The organism is Chelatococcus reniformis (assembly GCF_014640075.1).
GTDB classification, from domain to species: Bacteria; Pseudomonadota; Alphaproteobacteria; order Rhizobiales; family Beijerinckiaceae; genus Camelimonas; species Camelimonas reniformis.
Genome location: NZ_BMGG01000005.1, coordinates 65,691 through 92,672 on the forward strand (window position 1 = coordinate 65,691; position 26,982 = coordinate 92,672).

A 26,982-nucleotide genomic window follows, 5' to 3' on the forward strand; every position below is an offset into this window, starting at 1 on the left:
TTGAGCATTTGAAATTGGAGCTCTCGCGATTGGGTGAAGCCACCCAATCGCGAAGCGCTATGGCACTCGCGTCGTCCGATGAGGGATCTCCGTGAGCCAGTCGTCGCGGTATGCGACCCGCGCGGCGCTGGCGCCAAGGCAACGGAGGAGATGCCGGGTGTCAGGCCGCCGCCGGCCGCAGCAGTCCTCCGAGCCGACGGAAGGCGCTGACGTCGCCCGTCAACGGCCGCTCCACGAACTTATAGACGGCCACGCCGGCAAGCACGGCGGCCGCGATGGCGATCGGCAGCAGCGCGAGCCGTACGCCATCTCCGAGCGCCAGCCGGTTGCAAATTGTGATCGCAATGCCGATGACGTAAAAGTGCGTGAGATAGATGGAATAGCTCGCGTCTCCGCCTCGCCGCGCGGCTTCGCTGGCGATCACTGCGCCGGACCGTTCCAGGCCCACCGCGCCGGCCACAATCAACGTGGAGGCCAGGCCGAAGCTGAGGAACGTGTCGGTGATCGGCACGGCCGGCCCGGTGCCTATGGGGAAGATGGACGTGCCGATGGCCAACCAGACGATGCCGGCTGCCAGGGAGATCCACCAGACCGTCGGGCGCGATGAGGGCCGTGCGCGAGGCATGGCGGCGGCGATCAGCATGCCCGCCGCGAAATCGAGGACGATTGGCCGGGTGTAGATGAAGGCTACGACGCCGAAATCTGTGACGCGCGAGATCGCCGTGCCCGCCAACGCGAGAGCGGCGAGCAACGCCACCAGTACCGGCACACGAGCGCGCTTGGGCAGCAGCAGCGAGGCTGCGAAGGCGCAGTAGAAGAACATTTCGAAGTTCAGTGTCCAGCCGAGGAAGTAGACCGGATAGATGCGGTCCGGGCTTTTCTCGAACGGGATGAAGGCGAGCGAAGCGGCCAACTGGCCGAGGTCCGGCACGGTGCTCTTCAGCAGGCTCGGAGCCATCAGGGCGATGGCGAAGGTGACCAGCGTGAAGACGTAGTAGAGCGGTACGATGCGGCGAACGCGTCGGCGCAGAAATTCGACCGGCCCGACGTGCTTGGTCTGAGCCGTTCGCACCATGATCAGGCCGCTGATCACGAAGAACAGGTCGACGCCGCTGTAGCCGAGCTGGCTCGCCCAGTTCGGCACGACGTTGCTGGCGATCATGTCCTGCGCGTGGACCCAGACGACCAGAACGGCCGCAACGAAGCGCAACACTTGAACATTGACGATCATGCCGAACTCGGATCCCGCCTTGATGGACGCCGCAAGTCGGCGGAGCCGCATGGACATCCCGCGCGTCGTCGCAGACGTATCATCGCTGTCCTCGAGCGAGAGCTGCGAAAATGAGCTAGGCGCCCGAGCCGTGACGCCCACGATCGGCGGAGGGGCACCGCCTTCGACGGAGCTGTCCGGCAAAAAGGGCGTAGATTCCAGATATCCAGCCCCAACTAGAGCGGAGTGCCGCGATCAGATCAGCGGCTGCATCTGCTTGATCGCTTGCTCCAGGAAGCGAACATGTTCGTTCCGTCCTCTGAGGTGACGATCCAGTTCATATATCGCGCTTGTCGCCGGCCAGCGAAGCGCATGCCTTTCGCCCCAGGCCGCGCTCATGGCGTTTATGAGAGCCGTGTCCTTCTTGTCGTTCCGCCAAGGCCGCAATGGGACCGCCTTATGCCAGCCGTTGTAGTGGCGTATATAGGCATCTCTCCAGACGGACGTGTGCTTAAGACACGACTGGGCGTTCCATCTGAGATCGATTTGCTTCCAGTCATTGTCAAATATTACATTGAGGCTGCACTGGTCGGGTGTGCCGCACTGCTGCTTGTAGTCGCAATCACCTTCCGTCTCGTGGCGCAAGGCCGTCTCCAGATAGGGGATGCGATAGTCATGGCTGGCAAGCTTCTGGCAGTCGAAGAGCAGCAGGCCGGCGTTGAAATACGCACCGGTGCGGCCTCGCTCTCTGGATCTCTCGACAATTCCGCCACCGGTGAAGCCGAGCTGTTCTGCCACATCTGGCACGGCGGCCAGCGCATGCCCGTCCATGCGTATTCTCAGAAGTGGCGAGACGTCGGTAAAAAACAGTACATCGTTATCAGCGTACAACACCCGATCGTATTTCTCGAGCAGTCGATATGTCAGATCGAGCTTAAGCATTGCCGTATTTGTTATTCGGTTGTAGTTTTTGAAATTTGCGAATTCCGAACTATTGATCTCAGCCAAGGCCACCGGGTTGCGAGCGCTTTCTGCGAAGCGAAAAATCGGATCGCAGCCGTTCGGCCGGAAATCTCTGCAGAAGAGATAGACGTCAAGCCTGGCGCTCGTCTTCATCAGCAACGACGTGATGGCGTACCTGACCAAGCGATAGCCATCTTTGTCGGTGAGGAAAGCCACGGCAGCCTTCATGGGGTGATGCTCCGTCAACTGATGGATGTCTGTCGCAGGTGCCGCCGCCTCGGCGATGGCTCAGCGAAAGGTGGATCGCATCCACGCTTGCTGGCCGTAGGGGGCGCGCATCTCAGCCCCGCCCTCGCCCGTGGCCGGCGATGCGTACCGGCCCATCTCGGACTGCCGACCGGTGAGCCTGCGGCCGAGCTTCAGCAGCGGCCGTTCGAGGATGACGTGGCTCGCCACTCCAACAGCAAGAGAGGCGGCGACCACTGCGGGGATGACCGCGACCTGTGGCAACTGGCCGATGAACGTCCACTTGATGAGCCACCCGTACGCTATCATGACGAACGCATGGGTCAGATACAGCGAGTAGGACGCATCCCCCCAGGACACCGCGGTGCGGGACAATGCCGATCGGGGCGGCCCGATCGGCAGAAAGGCGGCGACGATCAGTGTTGCCGGCAGCCCCCAGACGACGGCGCGTGTCAGGCCGTCGGCCGTCGGATCGGGCACGAAGGTTGGAGCGACGGCCAGCAAAGCAAAGCCCGGGATGCTAAAAGCCGTCGGCACCCGTAGCCTGGCGCGCAGGGCGAAGAGGGCGAGTACCATCCCGTAGCAGAATTCCAGGACGATCGGATTGCCGATGAACTCGCTGAACGTCGATGGCGGCAGCGCGACGCCGAGGACAATTCCGGCCACGATGACCGAGATTGCCGTCAGAAGAGACGTGTACAGATTGGCGAGTAGAAGGCATGCCGCAAATATGATGTAAAAATACATCTCGTAGGACAGCGTCCAGGCCATGAGCAGCAGCTTGGGGCCCGGTAGCAGGGTGTACGAGTTGATGGCGGTCATGAAATCGAAATCTTGATTTCTCAGAAAGCCCGCGCCGACGATCAGCAAGACGAGGGTGGAGCAGATCCAGTACAGTGGATAGATCCTCATGACCCGCCTCGCCAGGAAGCGCACCGGCCGTTCGGGCCGGCGGCCTGCCGAGAAGCTCACGTAGGTCATGATGAAGCCGCTGATGACGAAGAAGATGTCCACACCCGCCGCGCCGCAGAGGGTCAGCCAGTGAGGAACGACATGCGGACCCTGCGCTCCCTTCGACATCTCGAAACTGTGGTGCACGACGACCGCAAGGGCGGCCACAGCGCGAAGCATCTGAAGTCCGTGGAGTTCATTGCTGCGCAAAGTCATTGCCATCCCCAGTGGCATCGAAGGTCAGCTAACGTAAGGTCAACAGACTTCTTTCCACACTTGAAACGTTAGGTTTCACGTATCCGCCTTATGGGTGCGGCCCTATCACCTGTACGCTCGATGGCGCTATCCCTTTGGCGGAGGGGCGCGGTCTGGCCGCGTCAGCCGCTGCCTGTGCTTGGGGCGGCTCAATTCGTCGGAACGGTCGCCGTCCTGCTCACGTCTCGTGCGATTGGATGGTTCCACCCAATCGCGAAGCGCTCCAGCGCCTCATCCTGCGGTCACCCGGGATGCTATGCGCGATCTCTTCATTGACGCAGATGCAGGTCGCCCCGGGAAAAGGCGGTGGACCATCTCCGGCGCCGAACGAGCCCGCGGCCGTTCGGCTGCCCCGTGCGCTCGCCGGCGATGCGGGGGGCAACCTTGATGAAGCGGCCGAGCTTCCTGTCAGCCGCGCGCAAGTCCTGATCTGACCAAGCGCGCACGAGGTCGTAACCTTGAGCCAACGCCAGAACGCGATTGCATAGGCGGAGTAGCTTCGCTACCGTGCCCGCTGCGGGATATTCGGCTTTTGCGGCTTATCGAGGGGGACGTGATGGCGGTATACACGTTTGACTTCTACTATGAGTACGCCGGCACGAATATCAACACTGAGACAGCGGGTACATTCTCGTTCGAAGTGGACGATGGTCAAACGTTGGTGGCTGGAGACGAGGTGACAGGACTATTGAATGGCAGTCCTGTGCAGGTAATATACACAGGAACAACGCCAGCCGGCGAGCCGTTCTTTCAAGTGATTTCCAATGGGCAAAATTATTTCTTGTCCAATAACGACTACGGTATCGGCGCCAACCAAGTGCCTGCGCATGACGCCGATCCGTTTCCGGTCTGTTTCTTGGCTGGCACGCTCGTCTCTACGCCGGGTGGCGCTGTCGCGATCGAGGATCTTGCGATCGGGGATCCCATCATGACCAGCGATGGCCGCGTCGGCTCCGTCAAATGGGTGGGGCGGCAGACGCTCATTCCGGCATTCGGTTTGGCCGAGGAGCGGCGTCCGGTTTCAATTGCCGCCGGCGCCCTGGCCGCCGAATTGCCGGCTCGCGAGCTTCGGCTCACGTCCGACCACGCCCTTCTGCTCGACGGAGTGCTTGTGCAGGCTGGCGCTCTGGTCAATGGAACGACAATCCGCCGTATGACTTTGGCCGAGCTTGGAGAGCGGTTGGTGGTCTACCACGTCGAGCTTGATGACCACGCCTTGATCCTGGCCGAGGGAACTCCAGCCGAAACCTTCGTCGACAACGTCACGCGCCGCCGCTTCGACAACTATGCCGAGTATGAGGCGCTGTTCGGCGCGTGCGAGGCCGGACTGCCGGAGATGGAGCTGCCGCGCGTGAAGTCGGCCCGGCAGCTGCCGCGGGCGGTGCGCGAGCGGCTGGCAGAGCGGGCAGGCGCACTCGGTATCGAGCCCGCAGTCGCTGCCTAGCACCGCACTGTCTTCTAGTCATCAGCAGGCCCCGGGACGGCGAGGAGACCGGGGCTTTTTTGGGTTCCAGGCTACGCCGTGCGGCGAGGAGGCTACGGGTGACGCATGCTGAAACATGGCGTCCTGGGCCATGGCATGCTTGTCCGCTACCTTCCGGTTTGCGTGTTCAGCGTATCCGCTGAACAGAGGCTTTCGGCGATTGTCTCTTGCGCGGAATATTTGGCAGCGCCCTGACGCTGACTCAGCTCCCGAATGCGGCCGGCATCATATGCCTTGTCTGCCAGCACCATGGTGCGTGGGCCAAGATGAAAGAGGAGAGCGGCGGCTGCCCGTCGTGCACGCGATCGCAAAAGCCTTGGTTCCGAGCGGTGCGCTTGAACTGTTACAGGTAGTCCTCATTCAGCACCCTCCTGAACTTGGTTGAGTCGGTCTAGCTTCGCTCTGTCCTCGTCTCTCTGGTTATCTTACGTAGTTCAGCCAGCTGTTCATCCTGAGCAGAATTCGCCTGATCACAGCGACGGGCGCGAGATGATCGCTGTAGACGGCGACCTGAGCGGTTGCGCCGGCCGGCAGCTGGTAGGGGGAAAGATCTTCATCGATTTCGATCGCCGCCAGCGCCAAACCCGGTGTTTTGCCCCGATCCTCGGGGTTCAGCAGCGCTGGACTTGCCTGCAACTGCCCCTGTGAAACGGCATCGACCAGTGTCTGAAGCTTCCCGACAAAGACGCGACCCGGAATGGCATCAAATGCGATCTCGGCCTCCTGCCCCGGACGAAGACGCTGAACGACGGTTTGAGGAAAAGCGGCGGCGAACATGCGATCGCCTTGATGGATGAAAATCATCGCCGGCGACGAAGCCGCCATCATGCCGGGACGAAGGAACAACTGAGTCACGTATCCGTCGGTCGGAGCCGTCACGGTGGTTTGAGCAAGATCGTAGCGGGCGTCCCGTAAATCGGCCGCCAGCCGCGCGACGGTGGTGTTGACGCCACCGATTTCCGATGTCGCGGCCAGGCGAGCCCGGGCCTCGGCGGCCTGAGCTCCCACGAGGGATTGATTGGCCGCCTCGAGGTTGCGCGAAGCGGTGTCGACCGTGGCCTGAGCGACGACCTTGCGCTCCAGAAGCTGCACTTGGCGGTCATAGGTCTCCTGAGCCAAATCGACCTGTGCCTGAGCTTTAGCTGCCGCTGCTCCGGCCTGGTCGAGCGAAGTCTGAAGCTGCTTGACCCCCTGCTCGGCCTCGGCGAGCGCGGCCTCTTTTTGCGTCACGACAAATTGATAAGGCTGGGGATCGATCTTGAAGAGCACATCGCCCTTTTTCAGCGCTGCGTTGGGCTTCACGGGAACTTCGACCACGCGGCCCTTGACCTCCGGGACGATTGGCGTGGTGTAGAAGTAGAGCCGCGCCTCGGTCGTATAAGGGTGGTTGTAGTTCATCGCGAGCAGCAGCCCTCCGACGAGCACCACGCCGCCGATCGCGGCTGTCGTGATCGTCCAGCGCGTGACCGGGACGCGGAGGAGCTTGAAGATCACGACGAAGATCGCGGCATAGCCGAGGAGCAGGAGAGCAGCCATCGCCTCAGGCCTCTCCCTGCTCAAGGGCCTTGAGCCGACGCTCTATATTCGCGACCCGGTCCTGCTCGCCGGGCATCAGGCCCCAGCCGCGATCTGGGCGATAGGCCATTGCCCAGATCCAGAGAAAAGGCCACAGTACGCCCAAAGTGAACAGGCTGACCCAGGTTGCCGCGCCGATCGCATCCTGATGAGGATGGTTGCGGCTCTTGGCGATTTCGTAGGGAATTCCCCAGATCGCGATCAGCCCGTAGACGACGAGCAGGATCATGACGATCAGGATCACGAGGGCGACGGTATCGAGCACGGGCACCTCCAGGTCTCATCTGCCAGCCGGTCAGAACCAATAGGATATACCGACGATCGGGCCGCTCATCGAAGTAGCGTAGACGTAGCCGGCCCTCTTCTGCCAACCCGATCGAAAAGTGCCTCCCTAGATTAGGTTGAAGCTCACGCGACTTTGCGAACGACCGGCGGCTTCCAGGATCCGTCCAGTATCCCTTGTTTGCCCCAGTAGGCGCGAATGTAGAGAGAGAACGTCCCATCGGGTGCGGGGAGCCAGTTCGTGTCCTTGTCTCCGCCCGGAGACTTCGCGCCGGCATAGAGCGTCAATGACCCATCTGCGTTGCGCTTCAGGCTTTTGTTTTTGGTGCCGAGAGAATAGCGCTTGAGGTCGTTGACGTGGAAGAGGTGCTTGTCGTTGTAGAGAGTCAGGGACCAGAAGCCATTGACCGGCGGCTCCTGCCCGGCGGTGAACGTGATCTCATAGCTGCCGCTCCCTGTAAGCTGGCCGCCCGCGCCGTCAAAATCCGTGTAAAAATACTGGGTTTCGTTCGGCCGATTATCAAACATGTTCGACTTCGACGTGCCGGTTCTATTGAAATAATCGACGCCGAACTGGGCATTGTTTGTCGATCTGTTCCAGTTATTGCCGGCCGGGAGACCGTTATGCTTCCACTCGAAAAACGGCTTGATTACCGTTTCGTCGGTTTCAATCGCGGTGGCGACGATGGCCTTCTTCAGTTCAGGGTCCTTCGATGCAGCATCGAGCAACAACCGGAACTGGCCATAGAGAGCCTCTTCTCCCGGCAATGGATCAGCGGAGGCGAGAGCGTCCCCGAACTGGTCGAAGAACTTGTCTGGAACGACCCACTTGGTTTCGCCATCGCTGCTGCTGCCGTCAGTCTGAGGGGCAGGAATGTTCGGCTGCTTGGCCCAGTCAATATTCTTCATTTTCCCCGTGAAATCTTTCAACGGATAGAAGACGACTTGATTGACTGCCGACTGAATTGCCTTCCTGTCCTCCGGCGTATCGTCTTGGAAGATCCGTGGGATGGCGTTGGCGAGCGAGGTGGGGGCGCGGATCACTTCGGTGATTCCCGCTGGCCTTCGGCCTTTCCACTTCGGTCCGACAAGAAGATAAAATCCGGGCTTCGTGTTGTATGGCTTGCCGATGCGCCCGAACTGATCCGTGCGTGCGTCATAGAGTGCATAGACCCAGAAGCGGCTGCCGAAATTCGGTACCTGCGCGACGACGGGCTCTTCGTCAAGTTCGAAGAAGCCGAGGCCATAAACCACGTCCTGATTCGGACAAGTCACAAACGTCTCGGCCGGCTCAATATAGTCATGCAGCATGCCGATCTGACCGCGCGGTGCGACCGGCAAGATGCCGCCGAGCAAGCCAGGATGCGGGGCTTGAGTGATGCGGGCCTTGCGATTGAGCATGTTCACGATTGGCCAACCCCAGACATAGGCCATCTGGGCAACCGTGCGGGCATAGCCGGGATGCATCGAGACGCCCATCGCGGGCTGCGTCACCTGCGGCGGCGCCGCAGAGGTCCCGGGCTCCTTCGCCTGCGCCGCATCGGCCGTGACGATGAGGGAGGCGGTCGACATCGCCACAGGGGCTGCTGCGCCGCCGAGGGCGGCAAAAGTCGCCGCTCCGATACTTCCCTTCATTGCGTCGCGTCGGGTGGTTCTCGCCATTGCGCGGTCCTCCAATTCGTTCCGTTTGCCGACGGTACAAGCCACCGGTGTGACCTGAATCTGCTCAATTCACCTTGACGACGTCGTCAGGCTTCCAGCTTTGGTCGAAGAACTCGACACCTGTGCCGTAGAGGCGCACAGCCGCGATGAAGTTCCGAGCGTTGACGGTCTGGATGAAATTGGTGTCGGGGGCATTGGCGGGCTTCGACGGCCCGAACCACAATTCGATCGAGCCATCCGCGTTCTTCGCCACGGCTTCATTCAAGCTGTTGATTGAGGGCATCAGTTGCGGCGTTTCCACCATCGTGCCGTCGGTGATGTTGTAGAGGGTGACAGCCCAGAACAAGGCGGCTGGAGCATTCGGTGGCAGGCGTAGCTTGTACGTGTTGGAGCCGTTCAGAAATTCGCCCTTCGAATCCCTGACAGTGTTCGGATATTTCGAGCCAGCGCCCAGGGTGTGCATGACCATGGCCGGCGCCGAAGAATAGGCGATCTGGAAGAATCCGGCCCGCTGATCGACGTCGAGATAGCTGCTCTGCAGCCATTCGGAGGTGGCGCCGGCCCATTGGTTCACGTACTGCCGATCTTTATAATAGAGCTCACGTCCGTCCGGACGACCGAGCTGCCGTGTCGCCAAGATCATCTTCGGCGCGGTTTCGACCGCCTTCTTCAATAGTTCCTGCTGCTTTGCGTTCGGGTTGAATGGCTGACCCTTGACAATGCCGATTGAGGCGAGAACACCTCGGAGTTCGGGATCGATCGCAGCAACCGGCTCGTAATCAACGAAGCCCTTGAGCTTGGTCCAGAATGCGTTGTCGACAGGGTACATCATCTGGATTCGCTTGCCGCTACCATTCGGAAACTGCATCGGCTTGGTGTCTTTTTCCAATGCCCAGAGCGGATAGATCCGTGTCTGCTCCGCCAGCGCGACGGCCTGCTTCGGGTCCGGCGCCGTCGCGCCCCTGCCCATGACGGTCCGGAAGAACAGCATGGTATTGTAGGTCTTCGACTTGAAGGCGAAGTATCCTTGCGGGATTTCACCGTCGTAGTCCGGCGGCAGCAGCAGATAAAGGCCGCCGCGCGCACGATCCGGGCCGATCGCACCTACATCGGTGAGTGTCCGTTGGAAGAGATCGGTGAACATACCGATCACGTTTGGTGGAGCTGCGACGACGAGCGGACCGGTCTCCTTGAGATCGAGAAAGGTCAAGGAGTAGATGACGTCGCCATTGGGAGTTGGAATCCAAGTGCGCGAGTCCATCCGGTCCTTCCAGATCGGCAGAACGTTGTAGCCCTTGCCAAAGGCCGCCTCAGATCCATCACGCATGCCGATGGTGTTCAGGGCCGGGAGCATGGTCATGTAGGCGTGGACCGCGCGCTGATAGTACAGCTCATCGCGGAGCGTCTCGGCCTCGCTCTGGGGCAGCCAGTTGCCGTTGTTGAGCTGCTTCACCAATGGCGGTGAGGCCGCCTCCTGCGCGCTCAGCGGCGACAGGCAGAACGCCCACATCATTGCCGCGGCCGTCAAACGAGCGATGTTGGGTCTCATGATCTTCTCCTGCGCGGGCGTGGCGTTCGTCCGGGGGCCCTGAGGTTTCAGTCGCTGAACCCGTCATAGCCGTCGTCGAGGTGCCACCGGCCAACCTCGAGGCCGTCAGCAACCCGGGTGAGCAGTTGGGCAATGCCGGGAGCGACGACAGCGCGCTCTGGGTGGTCGTAGAGGAACCAGAGGATCTGGCCATAGCCTTGGGTGCGTTGCCGGCCGAGATCGAGACAGTAGTGGTCGCCGGGTGGGCTGCCGAAGATGGGCAGCCACTCCGCCGACCAGAATGTGCGCTTGGCTGCATCGCAGGAGCTGGCCGGGGAGCCAGCAGGCGCGCCCTTTGCGCCGTGCTGGAGACACAGGTCCTCCCAGGCGACCGCCGCGACATCGAGTGGAAGCCAGCGTTGATTGAGGTAGAGCGCGGGTGCGCCTTCCGGTTGGCCGTCGTGAGCCGCATAAAGGAACCGGACCTCCTGGGGTAACGACTTGCCAAGCTTCGCCTCAACCCGTTGCAGCGTGCGGTCGTCCGTCCCATGGCGGAAAAGTGGCAGGCGGTCAGGATGGTTGCGAACCAGCCAGCCCTCGATCCGTTTGAGAGGTGACACCGGATCGAGGGGGAACGGCATGAGCAGCCTCTGTGACGAGGACGCCGCCCGGCAGAAACCCGAGGCGGCCTGACGCTCACGAAATTAGGACAGCCCCTTTCCGTCTCAAGACCGTCTCCGTGCCAATCGTTGACTCTGCGTGCCAATCGGAGCACGCGTTAGGTCGCGACGAGGAGGGAACATGGAACCTTCGACCGTCTCCAGCGCCCATTTTTCGACTGGGCAGTTCGATGCCTGGCGCGAAAGCATCGCCGTGGTGTTCGACGTTGAACCTCCGGTTCAGGGGGGCGCCCTACCGTTCGACGCCAACGTCGAGGCCTTTCAACTCGCCGACATGGTGGTGACCGATGCCCGCCTTGGCGAGCAGCGATATGTGCGGTCCCCAGCACGCTCGCGCAGCGACGGCATGGATCATTTCGTCTTCAATCTCTATCGGACAGGCGGGTGGAGGGCGCAGACCGCGCAAGGCGAATTCAAGGGCCGCGCAGGACAGGTATCCGTGCTGGATCTGGCGCGTGACCTGATCAGCGACGAGCCGACTTCTGACCTCGTCTCGCTCTTCGTTCCGCGGTTTCTCGTCGAGGATAGCCTTCCCAATCTATCCGGCCTGCACGGTCGCGCGCCGACCGGTCCCCATGCGGCGCTCCTGGCCGACTACATTGATCTCCTCGCACGTCGGCTTCCCACTTTGCCGTCCGGTCACGAACAGGCGCTCAGCCGGGCCACATGCGACATGCTCGCGGCCTGCCTTCAACCGTCGCTCGTCGGCTTAGAGGCCGCGCGTCCCGGCCTTGAGCTCGTTTTGCTGCGGCGCGCAAAACGCTTCATCAACGCGCATCTCGCTTCGGCCGAGCTCAACTCGGATGGCGTGTGCCAAGCGGTGGGAGTCTCCAGAAGGACACTCTACCGGCTGTTCGAGGAGGAAGGCGGTGTCCAACACTATATCCAGAGCAGCCGGTTGGCGAGGATACGTTTGATACTAGTAGACCCGAATGACACCCGTCGAATTTCCGAGATCGCGGGGGCGTTTGGATTCTCGCGCAGCGATCACTTCGCTCGGGCGTTTAAGCATCAGTTCGGGCTATCTCCCAGTGAAGCGCGGGGTCCACCACATCGCGATGGAGGAGAACCAGGCAAGGCTTTCCCGTTCAGGTCCTTTGGCGCGCAAGATTTTGAGAATTGGATTCGGGCGCTGCCGGTCTAGAAGTGCCATGCCGGCACGCCACGAGACGGGGGCGACCAGTGCCCCAGAGCATGGGCAAACTCTTACCGCCGACGCCGCGCCCACGGCGGCAGAAAGCAGAAAGTCGGTCGCCCACATGCCGGCCTTGGGCTCTGCCCGGCGTATTCGGTGCTGTAGCGCCTTAAGCCGAGCGCTTGCCCGGCGCGCACCATCTCGGCGCCGATCTCTCGACCAACGACCTCGCGGTGCGCCAGCGTTCGGCCGTAGCGTCCTTGCCGTTCGCGGTGCAGTAGAGCGTTCGGCGTCCGATCATGGTGGCGAGAAGAAGGCGCTCTGCCGGCCGCAGGGCTCGTCCCAGCCGGCGCCGACGCACACCTGGTCGCGCTCGGGTGCATCAGTGCCGCTGAGCTGGATGCGCGTGCCGTGGAGCTCGATCGTGTCGCCGTCGACCCTGCTGGTTTGGCCGACAATAGGGTCGTCGGCGGCGAAGGCCGACGCAGCCACTAGGAGAATCAGCGCGAACGCGATTTCTCAAGGCCGTCCCGCGGCATGGCTTTTTCGTGCAAAATTTACGTGCCAGTTCGCGAAATTAGTCAGATAAATCAATTAGGAAGGGGATTTGCCACATAGTGGCGGAGACGGAGGGATTCGATCGTTGTAGCGAAAATCTATGCGCAGCCTATGTTTATGGTGCCATACGTTGCCCTGACGGCCGAAAACGTGCAACAGAACGTGCAACGTAACGTGCAACATTCGACGGGCGCTGATGGGCGAGTTTCTGACCAAGCGGGACGGCTTCTGGCACTTCGTCCGGCGTGTGCCGGAGAACTGCGCTGAGCTCGACAGGCGCGGCATCGTCAAGCAGTCGACACGCATCAAGGTCGTGGATGATCCGCGCGGCGCCCGGGCGCGGAGGGAGACCGATCGGATCAACGGCGAGCTCGAGGCGTATTGGCGCGGCCTGCTCGACGGCCAATCGGCGGAGGCGCAGCGCCGCTACGACGCCGCCCGCCGGCGTGCCCGGTCGTTCGGCTTCGACTATGCGCCTGCGGCCGACATTGCCGCCCGGCCCGCGGCTGAGATCGTTGCCCGGGTAGAGGCCGCCCAGGCGGCGGCACCCAGGGCCGACGAGGAAAGCGCGGTCACGGCGCTGCTTGGCGGAGAGGGCCTGCCGGAGATCAAGCTGACCACGCTATTCGACGAGTTCGAGAAGCTCCAGGCGGCTTCCATCAAGGATTTGTCCGAGGATCAGCGCCGCAAATGGCGCAACCCGAAGAAGCGCGCCCTAGCCAATCTCCTTTCTGTGGTCGCCGACAAGTCCATCACCGCCCTGACCCGATCGGACGCCCTCGATTTCCGAGCATGGTGGCAGGATCGGATCCTCGCCGACGACCTCGACATCGGCACCGCCAACAAAGACATCGGCCACCTGAATAAGATGTTTCGCACGATCAACACCGCGCATAAGCTCGGGCTGTCACCGGTGTTCGGCGAGCTGCGAATCGAGGGTGAGGAATCGGGCTCGCGCTTGGCGTTCGAGCCTGACTTTCTCCAGAAGCGGATCCTGGCGGTTGGGGCTCTTGACGATCTCAACGACGAGGCGCGACGCGTCATCTACCTCATGGTGGAGACCGGCCTGCGGCCGTCGGAGGTGGTCAACCTGACCGAGGAGACCATCGTGCTCGATCACGACGTTCCGCATATCAAGGCGCGCCCGGACGGACGGCGCATGAAGACGGCGCAGTCGGCCCGCGACATCCCCCTCGTGGGTGTGTCGTTGCTGGCGGCACAGGCACAGCCGAAGGGGTTTCCGCGATACCGGGACAAGGGCGCGACGTTGTCGGCGACGGTCAACAAGACCATGCGAGCGGCCAGCCTGCTGCCTGCCGACGGTCACACGCTCTACTCGATCAGGCACACATTCGAGGACCGCCTGACAGCGATCGATGCGCCCGACAAGATGATCGCCATGCTGATGGGGCACAAGTTCCAGCGGCCGAAGTACGGCGCCGGCCCGACGCTGGCCCACAAACGCGAGTGGCTTCAGCGGATAGCTTTGCTGCCGCCGTCCAGAGTGTAAGCCTTCAGCAGGCGCTCGGCGCGGGATCGCGGGGTCTCCCGCCGGCGGGCGTCGGCGAGCTCCTGCTCAAGGCGCTCCAGGATCGGCGCGTACTGGTCGCCGTAGCGCATGACGACGTAGGCCATGAACACCATGGCCTGCTCGATGCGCTCGGGCGTCAGTTCGTCGGGCAGGACAACGACCGGCGGCCCACTCATGCCGACATGCCTTCGGAGGTGCAGACGATCTGCCGGCGGGCGCGATCGCGCCTGAGCTGGTTCTGCCGGTGCGTCACGAGCTCGAGGTGATCAAGCCGGACGCACAGCCGGTTCCGACAGCGGTGGTCGAGCTGCTTGCGTGGCGGGATCGGGCCGTATTCGCAGATCCAGTGCACCTTGTGGACCGCCATCGTGCCGCCGTCGAGCGACATGCGGGGGTAGCCGGCGCCGCGGCCGCTATCGCCGGACGTCGGGCCCGCCCAGATCCAGCAGCCGTCAACGCCGACGACGCCCGCCAGGATCTTGGCGCGGATGGCCAGTCGACGGCTCACGCTCGCGCCTCCCGGACGGCGCGGACGCGCTCCAGCCTCTTCAGGCCGCGCTTCGATGCGCGCTTGGTTGCCGCTGAGCAGGTCAAGGCGAGCCTCGTGCTCGACCGGGCCATAGCGGTCGGTCTTCACGGCGCCATGGTTGATCGCCAGCCGGCGGAGTGACTGCGAAATGTCGAAGTGAACCCACGAGGCTTTGGGCGGCTGCTGGAGCCAGCGGCGCGGTAGACCGATCTTGTCGGCCATCGCCAGCAGCTCGGGCAGCGTGTCGGCCCACATGTGGGCCATCAGCATCCGCCCGAAGGGCCACTTGCCGTCGTCGACGTAAGACGGTCATCGCCGCAGCAGCTCCAGGAGCCGCAGGTCCGACTGGCGCAGCTGCTCAGAGGCCGCATGAACCTGAATGGCGATGAAGATCATGGCGGCGATCGACACCGCCGCCGAGATTGTGCACAGCGTCAGCGCGACCCGACGGGCCGTTGGGCCAGGATCGTGCCCTTCGCTCATCGCGCGCCCCCTCTGAGCGCCGCTCGGGCATCCATACAGTCTTGAAGCGTGAGCAACCGTCGCCCGCCGCGGCTCGCATAAAGCTCGATGTCCTCGGGCGCGCGGGGGTTTAGGAACTCCAGATTGGCGCCCCAGCGCTTGCGCGCCTCGTCTTCGAGATCATTGGCGTCGTAAGCGTCGGCTATCGCTGCGAGCTTCTCGGCAGCGCCGAGCAAACCTGCGGGCGGCGCGGCTGCGACCGTGGCCGGCGTCTCGATATCGAAGTGCCGCGCCATCGGCCGCCCGCAGGGCATGAGCACGCCCAGCAGGTCGTGTGATCCGAACGGGATAGGCGACACCGCATCCCGAGGCGCTCCGATCCGCAGATCGTCGAGCGAAAACAGGATCTGCGCATAGCGCAACTGGATCAGGTGGCCGAAGAGGCGCACCGACGTCGGCGCCGGGCCCACGTACCCATCTTCATCCTCTTCACAGAGGGGCGCCGGCAGGCGAACGAGCGCCACGGGCCGGAGGGTGCTGAAGTCGCATTCCGCAAGACGTGCCTCGGCCAAGGAAGCTATGTCGCTATTCTCCTCGACCTCGGCGCGGCGCGGCACGCGCACGAGGATCGCGCCGTCGGCGGCATAGGTGTGATCGCCGCGGCTCCAAGGCTTCATGAGCATCGGGCGCGTGAAGTCGTGGCCGCAAAAGGGCCGAAGGTCGATGGTGCTCATTTCGTGAACCACTCCCGGCAGCTGGAAGAGAGGGGCGAGAGGTAAAAGGGCCGATCGGTGTGCTCGACCAGGTCACGCGCGGTCTCGGCGACCGGCCCGCTGATGAATGGCAGCAGGGCCTCAAGCGCGACGAAGCTGGTTCGCTCCTCCCAATCGTCGAAGCAACGCTTTTGGTCTGCCTCGTGCTGGAGGTTGATCAGCGTGAGGGCGACGACGCGCTCCAGGTTGGGAGGGAGAGCTTCGATCTGCCCCTCGATCCCGAAGATGCGCTCCGCCGCTGCGTCAAAGGCGCGGTCGAGCTCCGGCAGGCCGACCTTATCTTCCTCCGCCTTCTGCGCCGCGAGTCGAGCGTCCAGCGCGGCCATGTGCCGTTCATAGACGGCTTGAGCGCGCTTCTTCCCGACAAGCATCTCGCTATTCAAGCGGTGCCGTTCAATGTCATCTCGGCCGGGGCGGAGCAGCTTGTAGGCGTGCTGGTTTTCCGGTGGCTCCAAGTCCTGGATCGCTGGCCATCCGCACATGTCGGCCGGCGGCTCGACGCCTTCGGCGGCCAGATACTTAGGACCGAACGCTGCCCACCATGGGAGGGCGCTCGCGGCGCAGTGGTAGGCCGAGCTTGCCGCGCGTGACTGCGCAGCCGCGTCGAGCAGCTGGAGCCAAAGTTGATCGATATCGGCCGTGATCGCGGGGGGCGATCGCATCGTGGAGTCAAGCATTGTCGGCCTCAAGCGGGTTGAAGTTCACGACAGAGCCGACAATCGAGATGATGCTGAGAGCAATCGACAGCATAAGCCGGTGATCAAAGCTGTCGTCGCCGCCCCGCGTATCGGCTTCCATGCCTTCGGTGTCGTAGTCGTATAAATACCAAACAACAGCGGCCTTCAGATACAGACTAAAGACGTTTGTTGCTTTTGCATCAACTATTGTCTGCCGGGCCTCGTCGTGTCTTTCTTCGAGGCCGTCACGGGCCGCTCTTGCCGCTTCAAGAGCAACGGCTTCGGGCCTACTGCCCAACGCTTTCTTATGGGCATCATAGGCAGCGACGATCTCGTCGGCTCGGGCCTGGGCCTCGGGCCACGGTTCCTTGCGAGAGATTGAGGCTTCTTCCTCGCCCGGGTTGAGCATCTCGGGCGGCATCGGATAGGTGACAGACTTGCGGCGCGGGATCTTCCGAAGCGCCTCGGCGGTGCTGTCCGAGAACACCGGACGGTTCTGGCCAGACTGGTAGAGGCCGAACAAGCCGAGCTTATGATCGCCGTCGCGCTCGAACAGCGCATCGGGGAGCGGTAGGGCTGGGGCATCGCGAAGGGCCACCATGCATAGGTCAGCCTCCGTCGTCGCCATCTGATAGGCGTTCTCTTCGCCGAGGTAGGTCTCGATTAGCCCGAGAAGGGCCCTGCTCTCCTCATTCAGGTCCGAATTTTTGAAACCGAACATCCAATGCCTCCTACGCATTGCAGCGGAGGCTAGTTGAAAATTTACTACCGTCAACCTTTCAGTAGGAAATTTGCAACTATATCGGCATCCACCTTTCGGCGGCGCGACGAATCGCGAATCACGTTGTTCTTGCTTTGTTCCAGAGGGTGAGTCAGCGTGTCGCAGTTAACAGGGGGTTAACCGATGTCGCGTGTCTCTGCGTTCAAGCTGTTCGTTTGCTGTGAAAATTGCCTGAAGGAGTCCGTCAGGAGAATTGACGTCCCGGATCACCCGGACGCGCCCGCCGATATAGATGAGCTGATGGAGAGCTCTCTATTGCAGCGCCAGCGCTTCGTCTGCCAGCAGTGCGAAAGCGCAATCGGCACCATCACAGGCGCCGGGGTCGTCTATGACGACGAGGAAGAGGAGGCGGACCAGGAGGAGCTTGAGCCGATCTATTTCTAGATCGGGACCTCGCTGGTGATCCGTCTGACGATGGCTAGGACCTCGACCGTCTGGCCATCGTCCGCCAGCAGGTTGCGGTCGACGATGATCGGCTTGTGGCGAGGGTTCGTGGAGCGCGGCCAGAAGGCCATGCTGCCCTCGCGCAGCTCGACCTGCTTCACCGACCACTCGCGCAAGTGCCCGCCCTCGCGGGTCCGTTGAACGACAACAACCATCCCCGTCCGCAGCGGTAGCCGGCCCGCCAAATCGCCGTAGTCGATGCCCACGATCCGGGTTCCGGGCATGATGGGCGTGGGCTTCAGATCGTTCATGCTATCGCCGGCCACGTTGAAGGCGACGATGCGTGCCTGAGGGAAGTCGGGGTCGGGCACATCAAAGATGATTTCCCGCTCGCTCTGATCGAACTCGTCCACCTCCCAAAACGCTCCCGCTTCGACCTTCCCGGCGATCACGATCGGGACCATGCGCGATCGGACCAGCGTGGTGTCGTTGTCGCCCGAGATCTCCGGTTCGTCGCTCTCGCCGTTCAAGTAAGCCGGCGTCGTCTCAAGGGCGCGGGCCAGAGCCGGCATGGTCGCCGACCGCAGCGATCGCTTCCGTCCGATCAGAATGTCGTTGACGAAGTTCCGCTGCAAGCCGCCGCGGCGGGCCGCCTCGAAGGGGTTGATGCCAAGCGCCTCGAGGCGCGCCTGCACGCGCGCTGACAACGGCGTGCGCTTTTCTACGGTCGGATCAGGCTGTGCGTCGGGCATGTGGAAAACTCCTATTTTTCCGTCGCCTGTGCAAATTGCATCTTTGATACGACGACGGTATTGCGTAGGTGTAAATTTCCTACTAAATCGGTATCTATGGTTACCGACCCGACCGACGATCTCCGCCGCTGCTTCCTGGGTTACGCCCAGGCGACCGGACTGAAGGTGACGACCGTCGGCCGGCTCGCGGCCAAGGACGGCCGTTTCTTCACGCGGCTGAACGACCCGGAGCTGAGCTTTACGCTCAAGCGCTACAACAGGCTGCTGGAGTGGTTCTCGGCCAACTGGCCCGAGGAGACCAACTGGCCGGAAGGCGTGCGGCGTCCTGCATCGGAGGTGGTGCAATGACCTGCATCCTTGGGATCGACCCAGGCCAGACGGGCGCCGTCGGCTTCTTTTTTCTCGAAGCGGGGCGCGTCACCGTCGAGGACATGCCGATTGCTGGCGATCGGGTGAACGGCACGTTGCTGAAGAACCGTATCTGGCAGCTTCGGCCCGACGTCGCCATCATCGAGAACGTAGCGTCGATGCCCAAACAGGGCGTCGCCAGCACCTTCAAGTTCGGGCTCGCCTACGGCACCGCCATCGGCGTCGTCCAGGGGCTCGACATCCCGCTGCACTTCGTGACGCCGGGTCGCTGGAAGAAGCACTTCCGGCTCAGCTCCGACAAGGAAGAGGCCCGGCGCCGCGCGCTGGAGCTCTTCCCGCATGCCGCCGACGAGCTGGCGCTGAAAAAGCATCACGGCCGCGCCGAGGCGGCGCTGATCGCGCTTTTCGGCGCGCAGACCATTCCAAACATCGGATCCGCAACCCCGGAGACGGGTGGCGGTGTGGCCGACGGCGTCGGCGGCGAGTTCGCCGGCGCCGTCATCAACAGCAGTTCACCGAGGGCGGGAGCGTCGGGGCTGTAGAGCCCCAGGTTTCGCTGGCCTGTCTCCGGGCGTTCCCGCTCCCGGACCTGATCAGGAGCAAGCCAGCGTAGGAGCAACAGCGAAATGGCGATTTCATTGAAGGACCTTCGCAAAGCGAAGGCCGACCAGCCGCCGCGCGTTCTTGTTCACGGCGGTCCTGGCATGGGGAAGACGACCTTGGCGTCGTGCTTCCCTAATCCGGTGTTTCTTCAGACCGAGGAAGGAAACTTGAAGAACACCGAGATCGACACCTTCGGTCTGCTCGCCGATTACCAGTCGATTATGGACGCCATCGGCGCCCTATATACCGAAGATCACGGCTATCAAACCGTCGTTCTTGATAGCCTGGACAAAGCGGAGCCGCTGGTGTGGGCCGCGACCTGCGCGGCCAACCGCTGGGAGAGCATCGAGAGCCCGGGGTTCGGCAAGGGCTACCTCGCCGCCGACCCCTTCTGGCGCGAGCTGCTCGATGGCCTGTTCGCGCTCCGGCGCGACCGCGGCATGATCGTCGTCCTGATCGGGCATTCGGAGATCATCCGCTTCGACGACCCGTCGACCGTCTCCTACTCCCGCTACGACATCCGCCTGCACAAGCGGGCGCTGGCCATGGTGCAGGACGAGGCCGACGCCATTCTGTTCATCAACCAGGACGTCACGATCCAGACCGAGGAGCAGGGCTTCAACAAGAAGCGATCCCGTGGCGAAGGCGGGCACCAGCGCTGGATCTACACCGAGGGTCGGCCGGCCTTCGTCGCCAAGAACCGCTTCGACATGCCGCCGAAGATCCTCTTCGACCGGGCGCACGCCTTCGACGAACTGGCGAAGCACTTCCCCGGCATGGATGCCCCTGCATCCGTGTCGCCCAGCGAAGCCGCGGCCTAAGCCGGCCGCACAGGAGCAAACAGCGATGGCGAACCTAAACACCAACTTCAATCCCGAAGCGGTCGAGTCGGGCGGCGACTTCAGCCCGATCCCGGCCGGCGAATACCTGGCTCAGATCGTCAGCAGCGAGGTCGTGACGCCGAAGAGCGGCCAGGGTCTCATGCTCAAGCTGCGCCTCGACATCATGGACGGCCCGTTTGAGCGGCGAGTGATCTTCGACCAGATCAACTACCAGCACGCCAATCCGACGGCACAGCTGATCGGGCAGCAGCGGCTCAAAGCCATCTGCGAAGCGGTCGGTCATGCCGGGCCGCTCGGCGACTCCGAGGATCTCCACTACAAGCCCATGCGCATCCGCGTCGTGATCAAGCGCGACGAGGCCTACGGAGACAAGAACGAGGTCAAGGGCTTCAGGCCGGCCTACGACTCGCCGCCACAGAGCAAGCCCGCTGGCGGATATGCGCAGCAGCCGCAGGCCGCAGCCCAGGCGCAGCCGCGCCAGCAGCAGGCGCCCCCGTCCGCGGCGCCGGCGCCGGGACAGACCCGGCCCTGGGGGAACCGCACGGCCGGCGCCCGCTGATGTAGCCGGGCGGCCGGTTCATCCCGGCAAGGTCGCACCGGCCGCCCACCTCACAACGAAATGCCTGATGGCATCGCGCGGAGACCGCGACGATGAACGACCACCTGCGTCCTGACAACGGCTTCCTGTTCTCGCGCGCGGATCGGCGCGCCGCGGCGGCGCTGGAGCGCGCCGCAATCAAGACCGGCGATTGGGGGCCCTGGCAACGGGTCACGCTGCCCCAGGGCATCCCCGGCACGGGCTGGTGCAAACAGATCCGGTTCGCCTACCGCAACCAGCTCTACGCCGTGCTTGTGCGCCCGGTGCACACCGGCTGGGGCGTCGTCCAGCATCTGGCCATCTGCACCGTGTCCAGCATCGAGCCGCCGTGGCGCGACAAGCAGCGGATCAAGAACGAGCTCTTCGGCGCCGACCGTGTCGCGGTCGAGGTGATGCCGCCGGCTGCGCGGCTCGTCGACCAGGCGGACATGTACCACGTGTGGGTGCTGCCGCCCGGCCACCTGCTCCCCTTCGGCCTTTCGGACGAGGAGCGCGCCCATGGCTGAGCTCCCCCGCGTCGAGAGCCAGACCGTCGGCGCCATCTACGCCGCCTACGAGGCCGAGCAGCGCAGCGAGTGGTTCGGCAACATCGGCATGTCGACCTTCGGCACCGAATGCGACCGGGCCATCTGGCTGGAGTGGCGCCGAACCTTTGAACAGCCTCGGCTCCAAGGCAACAAGCTGCGCTTGTTCGAAACCGGCCACCGTGAAGAGGCCCGGCTGATCGACGACCTTCGCAAGGCCGGCGTCGATGTCGTCGACCGCGACCCGGACACGGACAAGCAATGGAAGGTGACGTGCGTCGGCGGCCACCTGAGCGGCCGTCTCGACGGACGCGCCCTCGGTGTGCCGGAGGCGCCCGCCACCTGGCATGTGGTGGAGCTGAAGACGCACAACGAAAAGTCCTTCAAGGCGCTCGTGAAGGACGGCGTCGCGAAGTCGAAGCCCGGACACCTGGCGCAGATGCAATTCTACATGCATCGCACCGGGCTGCAGCGTGCTCTTTATCTCGCGTCCACCAAGAATGACGAGGGTCTATACGCCGAGCGCATCACGTATGACCCGGCAATAGCTCTAACGCTCGTCGCGCGGGCCGAGCGGATCGTGCGGGCCTCGCGGCCGCCGGCGAAGCTGCATGAAGATCCGACCGCCAAGATGGCGTTCGCCTGCGGCTGGTGCCCGGCGCGACAGGTCTGCCACGAAGGCAAGTTTCCGCGGCAGCACTGCCGGACGTGCCTGCACAGCACGCCTGTCGTCGACGACAGTGACGCCGCCCGGTGGCGCTGCGAGCTGCATGACGTCGACCTGGCGCCGGAGGATCAGGCCAGGGGGTGCTCGGCGCATCTCTTCATTCCTGATCTCGTGCCCTATGAGCAAATCGACGTCGACGAACGGGGACTGACGGTCACCTACCGCAAGCCCGACGGTTCGTTGTGGGTTGACGGCGGTCATGCCGGCGAGGCGCCGGCCCATGGTTGACCTTCGCGAGTACCAGGGTGGCGCGGTCGAGCGCCTGTTCGACTATTGGGGGCAGGGGGGCGGTAACCCCCTTGTCGTGATGGCGACCGGCACGGGGAAGTCGGTCGTGATCGGCACATCCGTGAAGGAGCTGCTGACCTACTATCCCACTATGCGCGTGCTCGCGCTCGTGCACGTGAAAGAGCTCGTCGAGCAGAACGCCAAGGCGCTTCTGCGCCTGTGGCCGGACGCCCCGATCGGGATCAACTCTGCGGGCCTCGGCCAGCGGAAATGGCACTCGCAGATCCTGTTCGCTTCGGTCCAGAGCGTCTATCGCGCTGCCCGACGCATGGGCCCTCGCGACCTGGTCCTGATCGACGAGGCCCACCTGGTGCCCGCCGATGGCGACGGCATGTATCGACGCCTGCTCACCGATCTGCGGGAAATGACGCCGGACCTGCGCGTTGCCGGCTTCACAGCGACGCCCTTCAGGATGGGCTCGGGGCGTCTCGACTCCGGCGACGGCCGCCTCTTCGACGAGGTCATCTTCGACTACGACGTCGGCGCGGCCGTGCGCGACGGCTACCTTGCGCCGCTGGTGTCGAAGGCGACCGTGACGTCGATCGACGTCTCTGACGTGCAGCGCCGCGGCGGCGAGTTCGTGGAGAGCTCACTTCAGGAGGCGACGAGCCGACCGGACATCACCGCGGCGGCCGTCCGCGAGATCATCGAGTTCGGTGCCGAGCGTCGATCCTGGCTCGTGTTCTGCGCCGGCGTCGAGCACGCGCAGTCCGTTCGAGACGAGATGCGCCGCAGCGGCATCACCTGTGAGACGGTCACCGGCGACACGCCGGCGCAGGAGCGTGATCGGATCATCCGCGAGTTCCGCGCGGGCCGCATCCGGTGCTTGACGAACGCCAACGTGCTCACGGTGGGCTTCGATGCGCCTGGCGTCGACCTGATCGCTATGCTCCGGGCCACGCTGTCGACCGGCCTCTATGTCCAGATCTGCGGGCGCGGCACGCGGCCGATCGAGCCCCCTCCGGCGGAGCTGGCGACAGCCGATGAGCGCCGCGCGTTCATCGCCTCGAGCTCCAAACCCAACTGCCTAGTGCTCGACTTCGTCGGCAACGTCCGGCGACACGGGCCCGTTGACGACATCGTGGTCGGCCCAGGCCGCAAGGCGGCCGCCGGCGAGCGCGAAGGCGCCGTGAAGGTCGACAGCATCCAGGCGAAAGCTTGCCCGGAGTGCAGCACCTTGTGGCCACTCCGGACGATGCTGTGCGAGCACTGCGGCCACGAATGGCCGAAGCCGAAGCCGATGCACGAAGCAAAGGCCGACGCCGAAGCCGTCATCATGGCGCTACTCGAAAAGAGGCCGGAGCGCTGGCTCGATGTGGACGGCGTGTCCTTCTACCGCCACCAGAACCGATACGACGAGACCAAGCCGCCGACTATGCGCGTCACCTACCGGTGCGGCTTCACCAGCTACGACGAGTACATTTGCTTTGAGCACCCGCCGATGAACTATGCCCGCGAGAGGGCAGAGCGGTGGTGGCTCCGGCATTCGGCGGCGCCGATCCCCGAGACCGTCGAGGAAGCGGTCGCCCGTACCGAAGCTGGCGAGGTGGCGTGGCCGGTGCGCATCGTGGTGAAGCCCAGGGGCAACTTCCACGACGTCATCCGCCGCGAGATCACGCCGGAGGCGCTGGAGCGGGCGCGCTCGGTCGCCAGCCTACCGCCCGTAGAGAACGAAAAGGCGGACTGGTGGCGCGTGCTGTCGGTCAGCCCGGACGCTGAGGCCGAAGAGATCGGCCGCGCCTTCCGGACCCTTGCCCAGCAACACCATCCCGATCGCGGCGGCAGCAACGCCGCCATGGCGAACATCAATCGCGCGTACCAGGAGGCCAAGGCATGTCGGGCCTAGACCCTGATCTCGTCCGCCGCTTCTGGACGCGCGAGCCCGTGATCTGCGCCATCTGCCGGAGGAGCGCCACCGGGCTCGGCTACATGCCGCGCCATGGCGCGCCGGGCATCTGGCTTTGCGAAACCGACGCCCCCCATGGGAGGAAGGTCTACTTCATGCCCAAAGCTGAGCTTGACGCCTTCGAGGCCCGGGCGGCGCGTGAGGCGCTCGACGTGGCCGGCCCGTTCCTCGACGAGGTCGGCGAGACACGGCTCGACTATCTGACGCCCGAGCAGATCGACGAGTTCTTGCGCCGGCTGCTGCTCGGCTACGAGGACGCGCTGCGCCGCATGGTCCTCTCGCATGAGCCGCCGTTCTGATGGCGGAGCAGGGTGCCTATAGCCAGGTCGGCGCCAAGCTCGTCGAGCGCGGCTATGCCGCCATCCCGATCATGCCCGGCACCAAGCGGCCAGGCGAGATCAGGGGGCGGGAATGGGTCGGCATGTGGGATTGGCAGGGCCGGTATTCGAAGCGGCTCCCAACCGAATACGAGGTCGGCCTGTGGTCGGACGGCGACGGCGGCGTCTGCGTCGTCACCGGGCCGGCGAGCCATGATCTGATCGGCATCGACATCGATGTCGACGACGAGCCTATCGTCGCTGCCATCAAGGGCGTGCTGCCGCCGACGCCGGTCAGCAAGACCGGCCAGAAGGGCGAGACGCTCTTCTTCCGCGGTCCCGGCGTGCCGTCCCGGTCCTTCACCGAATACCTGCCGGACGGCAAGCGGGGGCGGCGGCTGTGCGATCTGATCGGGCCAGGGCGCCAGACGGTGCTACCGCCGACGATCCACCCCGACACCAAGCAGCCCTATCGCTGGATCGCCGGCGAGGCGCTGGAAAACGTCGATCCGGACGAACTGCCCGTGCTCCCGCCCGACATCGGCGACCGTATCGCCGAGGCGTTGTCACCGTTCGGCTACCGGCCGGAGCCGTCGCGCCAGCATGTGCGGCAGATGACCGAAGACGCGGACAACCCGTTCCGCTCCCTCAATGACATGGCCATGGCCAACCTGCCGGATTGGGTGCCGCGGCTGGGGCTTTACAAGTGCCAGCCCTACCAGGGCGGCTATCGAGCGGTGGCGACGTGGCGGGCATCCTACGGCGGCCGGCCGCTGGAGAAGCGCAGCCCGAACCTGAAGATCCACCCGCAGGGCATCCGCGACTTCCACGACGACCGCAGCTACACGCCGATCGACCTGGTACAGGAGGCCTGCGGCATCGCCGACGCCGGCGACGCGTTCCGGCACCTATCGGAGATGCTCGGCCTAACCGAGGGCCTGGCGTTCGACCTGCGACCGCGCGCCTCCTACACCCTGACCGAGGATGGCACGTTGATCGATGAGGACGGTGTTGTCGTCCGCCAGGGGCCGGCGCCGGCGCCACCGGAGCCACGCCCGGCCGGCACCAGCTACGACGAGGCCATCCTGGCGTCCGACACGCTGGTCGGCGACATCGCGCGCTGGATCCTCTACGTGGCGCGCCGTCCGCAGCCCCGCTTCGCCGTGGCGGCGGCGCTGGCGCTCGTCGGAACCGCAAGTTCGCGGCAGCTGGTGACGCCGACGTTCAGCAACCTCAACCTCTACGTCCTGATTACGACGCGGAGCGGCAACGGCAAGGACGCGCCCATGAAGGCGGTCAAGTCGGTGCTGGGCGCTGCCAGGCTCGACGAGATGATCGGGCCGGACGGCGCCGCATCCGACGTCGGCCTGCTCGACTATGCCAATCGGCAGCCTGCTTCGATCATGTCAGTGGACGAGTTCGGCGACTTCATCGCGGCCACGACGGGCCAGCGGGCGGCGCCGCACACGTTGAAGATCATGGCGGCGATGCGCACGCTGTGGGATGGCGGCGCGATCAAGACCACCCACGCCCTGACGCGCGGCAGCGTGCTGTTGCGAAACCCATGCGTCTCGATGATCTGCGCCTCGACGCCGGGGCAGTTCTACGACGCCATCGGATCGGCCCAGGTGCTGAACGGCTTCTTGAACCGCTTCCTGCTGGTCAACGCCGCCGGCGACGCGCCTCGAGGCGCTGATGATCGCGACATCGCCGATGTGCCGCCGGCGATCGTCGACGGGATCCTCTCTATAGCCAACCGGCCGGGGGGCATGACGGCCGCCAGGTTCAGGACGAGCCCGGCGGAGGATCAGTTCAACGAGCGACCCTATCGGGTGCCGTGGCGAGACGAGGCGGCCCGGGCTCGGTGGATGAGCTATGAGGACCACAACCTTGCGCGCATGAAGGACGACGCCAGCATCGAAGCGTTCGCGCCGCGGTGCGCTCAGAACGCGCTTAAGCTGGCGACCATCATGGCGATCGGCGAGAACGCCGGCGATCCGACCGTCAGCCGCGAACACGTCGAGCTCGGGATCGAGATCGCCGAGGCGTCCCTGTGCGACATGCTGGCCGGCTACAACAACCATGTGCCGGAGAGCGCAACGGCTTCGCTCGCGGCGAAGGCCTTGCAGCGGATCAAGGATGCCGGCGGCGAGATGTCGAGGCGTGACCTATTCAGGTCGATGAAGCGGGCGTTCAAAAAGACCCAGGAGCTCGACGACCTGATGAAGACGCTGGTCGAGGCGGGCGACATCGTGGTCGTTGCCACGGCCCCGGAAGGCGGCGGAAAGACGACCTTCAGCTATCACGTTCCAGGCTGACGGTTGTCCCCACCGCGGCGGTTGTCCCCACGGCCCGCCGCTCGGCGCCGATCTGCGGCGCTCAAAAATATGG

29 protein-coding genes and 3 pseudogenes are annotated in these 26,982 nt (G+C 63.9%); 13 read left to right on the forward strand and 19 right to left on the reverse strand.

Features of this window, described 5'->3' with window-relative positions:
- Positions 1-160: 160 nt before the first annotated feature.
- The 4 genes and pseudogenes from IEW34_RS14090 to IEW34_RS30530 all read right to left on the reverse strand — a co-directional run.
- The gene (locus IEW34_RS14090) at positions 161-1,288 is read right to left on the reverse strand and encodes an acyltransferase family protein (RefSeq protein WP_188609855.1); all 1,128 of its coding nucleotides are present in this window, start codon (positions 1,286-1,288) and stop codon (positions 161-163) included.
- A 177-nt stretch (positions 1,289-1,465) separates the two neighbouring features.
- Entirely contained in the window at positions 1,466-2,401 is a 936-nt protein-coding gene (locus IEW34_RS14095; protein WP_188609856.1) for a glycosyltransferase family 8 protein, read from the reverse strand.
- Positions 2,402-2,461: 60 nt separating this feature from the next.
- Entirely contained in the window at positions 2,462-3,586 is a 1,125-nt protein-coding gene (locus tag IEW34_RS14100; protein ID WP_188609857.1) for an acyltransferase family protein, read from the reverse strand.
- 271 nt (positions 3,587-3,857) lie between these two features.
- Positions 3,858-3,958 (reverse strand): annotated as a pseudogene (locus tag IEW34_RS30530) (type I methionyl aminopeptidase); the annotation flags it as partial.
- Between the two features lie 223 nt (positions 3,959-4,181).
- Here IEW34_RS30530 and IEW34_RS14105 point away from each other — a divergent pair.
- A complete protein-coding gene (locus tag IEW34_RS14105) occupies positions 4,182-5,069 on the forward strand; it encodes a Hint domain-containing protein (RefSeq protein WP_188609858.1) in 888 nt (295 codons plus the stop codon).
- Between the two features lie 177 nt (positions 5,070-5,246).
- On the opposite strand, the pseudogene IEW34_RS31110 reads toward IEW34_RS14105, so the two are convergent.
- The 6 genes and pseudogenes from IEW34_RS31110 to IEW34_RS14135 all read right to left on the reverse strand — a co-directional run.
- Positions 5,247-5,464 (reverse strand): annotated as a pseudogene (locus IEW34_RS31110) (IS5/IS1182 family transposase); the annotation flags it as partial.
- Between the two features lie 64 nt (positions 5,465-5,528).
- Complete coding sequence (locus IEW34_RS14115; protein WP_188609859.1) at positions 5,529-6,644, reverse strand: HlyD family secretion protein; 1,116 nt, start codon at positions 6,642-6,644, stop codon at positions 5,529-5,531.
- 4 nt (positions 6,645-6,648) lie between these two features.
- On the reverse strand, positions 6,649-6,948 hold the full coding sequence (locus IEW34_RS14120) for a DUF3302 domain-containing protein (protein ID WP_188609860.1): 300 nt from the start codon (positions 6,946-6,948) through the stop codon (positions 6,649-6,651).
- Positions 6,949-7,091: 143 nt separating this feature from the next.
- A complete protein-coding gene (locus IEW34_RS14125) occupies positions 7,092-8,627 on the reverse strand; it encodes a DUF1254 domain-containing protein (protein ID WP_188609861.1) in 1,536 nt (511 codons plus the stop codon).
- Between the two features lie 64 nt (positions 8,628-8,691).
- Positions 8,692-10,176: a DUF1254 domain-containing protein gene (locus tag IEW34_RS14130; RefSeq protein ID WP_188609862.1), complete on the reverse strand. Its 1,485-nt coding sequence runs from the start codon at positions 10,174-10,176 to the stop codon at positions 8,692-8,694.
- A gap of 47 nt (positions 10,177-10,223) precedes the next feature.
- Positions 10,224-10,796, reverse strand: a complete 573-nt coding sequence (locus tag IEW34_RS14135; protein ID WP_188609863.1) for an SMI1/KNR4 family protein — start codon at positions 10,794-10,796, stop codon at positions 10,224-10,226.
- 160 nt (positions 10,797-10,956) lie between these two features.
- Here IEW34_RS14135 and IEW34_RS14140 point away from each other — a divergent pair, with 160 nt between their 5' ends.
- Complete coding sequence (locus IEW34_RS14140; protein ID WP_188609864.1) at positions 10,957-11,979, forward strand: helix-turn-helix domain-containing protein; 1,023 nt, start codon at positions 10,957-10,959, stop codon at positions 11,977-11,979.
- Between the two features lie 288 nt (positions 11,980-12,267).
- On the opposite strand, the gene IEW34_RS14145 is transcribed toward IEW34_RS14140, so the two are convergent.
- Positions 12,268-12,462, reverse strand: a complete 195-nt coding sequence (locus tag IEW34_RS14145) for a thermonuclease family protein (protein ID WP_188609865.1) — start codon at positions 12,460-12,462, stop codon at positions 12,268-12,270.
- A gap of 262 nt (positions 12,463-12,724) precedes the next feature.
- Here IEW34_RS14145 and IEW34_RS14150 point away from each other — a divergent pair, with 262 nt between their 5' ends.
- A complete protein-coding gene (locus IEW34_RS14150) occupies positions 12,725-14,038 on the forward strand; it encodes a site-specific integrase (protein WP_188609866.1) in 1,314 nt (437 codons plus the stop codon).
- Here IEW34_RS14150 and IEW34_RS14155 read toward each other — a convergent pair.
- The 7 genes and pseudogenes from IEW34_RS14155 to IEW34_RS14185 all read right to left on the reverse strand — a co-directional run bounded on the left by IEW34_RS14155 (position 14,002) and on the right by IEW34_RS14185 (position 17,221).
- Complete coding sequence (locus IEW34_RS14155) at positions 14,002-14,235, reverse strand: hypothetical protein (RefSeq protein ID WP_188609867.1); 234 nt, start codon at positions 14,233-14,235, stop codon at positions 14,002-14,004. The two genes, IEW34_RS14150 and IEW34_RS14155, sit on opposite strands and share 37 nt — an antisense overlap.
- Positions 14,232-14,567 (reverse strand): HNH endonuclease signature motif containing protein, encoded by a 336-nt coding sequence (locus IEW34_RS14160; protein WP_188610276.1) that lies wholly within the window; start codon positions 14,565-14,567, stop codon positions 14,232-14,234. Before IEW34_RS14160 ends, IEW34_RS14155 begins: the two co-directional genes overlap by 4 nt.
- Positions 14,568-14,687: 120 nt before the next feature.
- Positions 14,688-14,879: pseudogene (locus IEW34_RS30910) on the reverse strand (DUF4031 domain-containing protein); the annotation flags it as partial.
- A gap of 18 nt (positions 14,880-14,897) precedes the next feature.
- Positions 14,898-15,071 (reverse strand): hypothetical protein, encoded by a 174-nt coding sequence (locus IEW34_RS14170; protein WP_188609868.1) that lies wholly within the window; start codon positions 15,069-15,071, stop codon positions 14,898-14,900.
- Entirely contained in the window at positions 15,068-15,784 is a 717-nt protein-coding gene (locus IEW34_RS14175) for a hypothetical protein (protein WP_188609869.1), read from the reverse strand. Before IEW34_RS14175 ends, IEW34_RS14170 begins: the two co-directional genes overlap by 4 nt.
- Complete coding sequence (locus tag IEW34_RS14180; protein WP_188609870.1) at positions 15,781-16,500, reverse strand: hypothetical protein; 720 nt, start codon at positions 16,498-16,500, stop codon at positions 15,781-15,783. Before IEW34_RS14180 ends, IEW34_RS14175 begins: the two co-directional genes overlap by 4 nt.
- Positions 16,493-17,221: a hypothetical protein gene (locus IEW34_RS14185; RefSeq protein ID WP_188609871.1), complete on the reverse strand. Its 729-nt coding sequence runs from the start codon at positions 17,219-17,221 to the stop codon at positions 16,493-16,495. Before IEW34_RS14185 ends, IEW34_RS14180 begins: the two co-directional genes overlap by 8 nt.
- Positions 17,222-17,404: 183 nt before the next feature.
- Here IEW34_RS14185 and IEW34_RS14190 point away from each other — a divergent pair, with 183 nt between their 5' ends.
- The gene (locus IEW34_RS14190) at positions 17,405-17,665 is read left to right on the forward strand and encodes a hypothetical protein (protein ID WP_188609872.1); all 261 of its coding nucleotides are present in this window, start codon (positions 17,405-17,407) and stop codon (positions 17,663-17,665) included.
- Here the strand turns inward: IEW34_RS14190 and IEW34_RS14195 are convergent.
- Positions 17,662-18,417, reverse strand: coding sequence for an XRE family transcriptional regulator (locus IEW34_RS14195; RefSeq protein ID WP_188609873.1), 756 nt, complete (start codon positions 18,415-18,417; stop codon positions 17,662-17,664). The two genes, IEW34_RS14190 and IEW34_RS14195, sit on opposite strands and share 4 nt — an antisense overlap.
- Positions 18,418-18,513: 96 nt before the next feature.
- On the opposite strand from IEW34_RS14195, the gene IEW34_RS14200 reads away from it, so the two are divergent.
- From IEW34_RS14200 to IEW34_RS14240, 9 genes are all read left to right on the forward strand, one after another.
- Positions 18,514-18,765 carry a hypothetical protein gene (locus tag IEW34_RS14200; RefSeq protein WP_188609874.1) on the forward strand — a complete coding sequence of 84 codons (252 nt, stop codon included), beginning with the start codon at positions 18,514-18,516 and terminating at the stop codon, positions 18,763-18,765.
- The gene (locus IEW34_RS14205) at positions 18,762-19,328 is read left to right on the forward strand and encodes a RuvC family protein (protein WP_188609875.1); all 567 of its coding nucleotides are present in this window, start codon (positions 18,762-18,764) and stop codon (positions 19,326-19,328) included. Before IEW34_RS14200 ends, IEW34_RS14205 begins: the two co-directional genes overlap by 4 nt.
- A gap of 84 nt (positions 19,329-19,412) precedes the next feature.
- A complete protein-coding gene (locus tag IEW34_RS14210) occupies positions 19,413-20,210 on the forward strand; it encodes an ATP-binding protein (protein ID WP_280516288.1) in 798 nt (265 codons plus the stop codon).
- Between the two features lie 25 nt (positions 20,211-20,235).
- Complete coding sequence (locus IEW34_RS14215) at positions 20,236-20,790, forward strand: DUF669 domain-containing protein (RefSeq protein ID WP_188609877.1); 555 nt, start codon at positions 20,236-20,238, stop codon at positions 20,788-20,790.
- Positions 20,791-20,882: 92 nt separating this feature from the next.
- Positions 20,883-21,335, forward strand: coding sequence for a DUF7694 domain-containing protein (locus tag IEW34_RS14220; protein ID WP_244641985.1), 453 nt, complete (start codon positions 20,883-20,885; stop codon positions 21,333-21,335).
- Positions 21,336-21,423: 88 nt separating this feature from the next.
- On the forward strand, positions 21,424-22,308 hold the full coding sequence (locus IEW34_RS14225; RefSeq protein WP_188609878.1) for an oxidoreductase: 885 nt from the start codon (positions 21,424-21,426) through the stop codon (positions 22,306-22,308).
- A complete protein-coding gene (locus IEW34_RS14230; protein ID WP_188609879.1) occupies positions 22,301-24,214 on the forward strand; it encodes a DEAD/DEAH box helicase family protein in 1,914 nt (637 codons plus the stop codon). The genes IEW34_RS14225 and IEW34_RS14230 overlap by 8 nt, the downstream gene beginning before the upstream one ends.
- Positions 24,202-24,573 (forward strand): DUF6511 domain-containing protein, encoded by a 372-nt coding sequence (locus IEW34_RS14235; RefSeq protein WP_188609880.1) that lies wholly within the window; start codon positions 24,202-24,204, stop codon positions 24,571-24,573. Before IEW34_RS14230 ends, IEW34_RS14235 begins: the two co-directional genes overlap by 13 nt.
- Entirely contained in the window at positions 24,573-26,909 is a 2,337-nt protein-coding gene (locus tag IEW34_RS14240) for a DUF3987 domain-containing protein (protein ID WP_188609881.1), read from the forward strand. Before IEW34_RS14235 ends, IEW34_RS14240 begins: the two co-directional genes overlap by 1 nt.
- Positions 26,910-26,982 lie beyond the last annotated feature (73 nt).

Coding starts and splice junctions, on each gene's coding strand:
- IEW34_RS14205 (WP_188609875.1), top strand. CDS start 18,762: ATGACCTGCATCCTTGGGATCGACCCAGGCCAGACGGGCGCCGTCGGC.
- IEW34_RS14235 (WP_188609880.1), top strand. CDS start 24,202: ATGTCGGGCCTAGACCCTGATCTCGTCCGCCGCTTCTGGACGCGCGAG.
- IEW34_RS14100 (WP_188609857.1), bottom strand. CDS start 3,586: ATGACTTTGCGCAGCAATGAACTCCACGGACTTCAGATGCTTCGCGCT.
- IEW34_RS14125 (WP_188609861.1), bottom strand. CDS start 8,627: ATGGCGAGAACCACCCGACGCGACGCAATGAAGGGAAGTATCGGAGCG.
- IEW34_RS14155 (WP_188609867.1), bottom strand. CDS start 14,235: ATGAGTGGGCCGCCGGTCGTTGTCCTGCCCGACGAACTGACGCCCGAG.
- IEW34_RS14175 (WP_188609869.1), bottom strand. CDS start 15,784: ATGAGCACCATCGACCTTCGGCCCTTTTGCGGCCACGACTTCACGCGC.
- IEW34_RS14230 (WP_188609879.1), top strand. CDS start 22,301: ATGGTTGACCTTCGCGAGTACCAGGGTGGCGCGGTCGAGCGCCTGTTC.
- IEW34_RS14220 (WP_244641985.1), top strand. CDS start 20,883: ATGAACGACCACCTGCGTCCTGACAACGGCTTCCTGTTCTCGCGCGCG.
- IEW34_RS14095 (WP_188609856.1), bottom strand. CDS start 2,401: ATGAAGGCTGCCGTGGCTTTCCTCACCGACAAAGATGGCTATCGCTTG.
- IEW34_RS14135 (WP_188609863.1), bottom strand. CDS start 10,796: ATGCCGTTCCCCCTCGATCCGGTGTCACCTCTCAAACGGATCGAGGGC.
- IEW34_RS14210 (WP_280516288.1), top strand. CDS start 19,413: ATGGCGATTTCATTGAAGGACCTTCGCAAAGCGAAGGCCGACCAGCCG.
- IEW34_RS14185 (WP_188609871.1), bottom strand. CDS start 17,221: ATGTTCGGTTTCAAAAATTCGGACCTGAATGAGGAGAGCAGGGCCCTT.
- IEW34_RS14130 (WP_188609862.1), bottom strand. CDS start 10,176: ATGAGACCCAACATCGCTCGTTTGACGGCCGCGGCAATGATGTGGGCG.
- IEW34_RS14170 (WP_188609868.1), bottom strand. CDS start 15,071: ATGAGCGAAGGGCACGATCCTGGCCCAACGGCCCGTCGGGTCGCGCTG.
- IEW34_RS14215 (WP_188609877.1), top strand. CDS start 20,236: ATGGCGAACCTAAACACCAACTTCAATCCCGAAGCGGTCGAGTCGGGC.
- IEW34_RS14150 (WP_188609866.1), top strand. CDS start 12,725: ATGGGCGAGTTTCTGACCAAGCGGGACGGCTTCTGGCACTTCGTCCGG.
- IEW34_RS14105 (WP_188609858.1), top strand. CDS start 4,182: ATGGCGGTATACACGTTTGACTTCTACTATGAGTACGCCGGCACGAAT.
- IEW34_RS14225 (WP_188609878.1), top strand. CDS start 21,424: ATGTCGACCTTCGGCACCGAATGCGACCGGGCCATCTGGCTGGAGTGG.
- IEW34_RS14195 (WP_188609873.1), bottom strand. CDS start 18,417: ATGCCCGACGCACAGCCTGATCCGACCGTAGAAAAGCGCACGCCGTTG.
- IEW34_RS14140 (WP_188609864.1), top strand. CDS start 10,957: ATGGAACCTTCGACCGTCTCCAGCGCCCATTTTTCGACTGGGCAGTTC.
- IEW34_RS14115 (WP_188609859.1), bottom strand. CDS start 6,644: ATGGCTGCTCTCCTGCTCCTCGGCTATGCCGCGATCTTCGTCGTGATC.
- IEW34_RS14240 (WP_188609881.1), top strand. CDS start 24,573: ATGGCGGAGCAGGGTGCCTATAGCCAGGTCGGCGCCAAGCTCGTCGAG.
- IEW34_RS14200 (WP_188609874.1), top strand. CDS start 18,514: ATGGTTACCGACCCGACCGACGATCTCCGCCGCTGCTTCCTGGGTTAC.
- IEW34_RS14190 (WP_188609872.1), top strand. CDS start 17,405: ATGTCGCGTGTCTCTGCGTTCAAGCTGTTCGTTTGCTGTGAAAATTGC.
- IEW34_RS14180 (WP_188609870.1), bottom strand. CDS start 16,500: ATGCTTGACTCCACGATGCGATCGCCCCCCGCGATCACGGCCGATATC.
- IEW34_RS14090 (WP_188609855.1), bottom strand. CDS start 1,288: ATGTCCATGCGGCTCCGCCGACTTGCGGCGTCCATCAAGGCGGGATCC.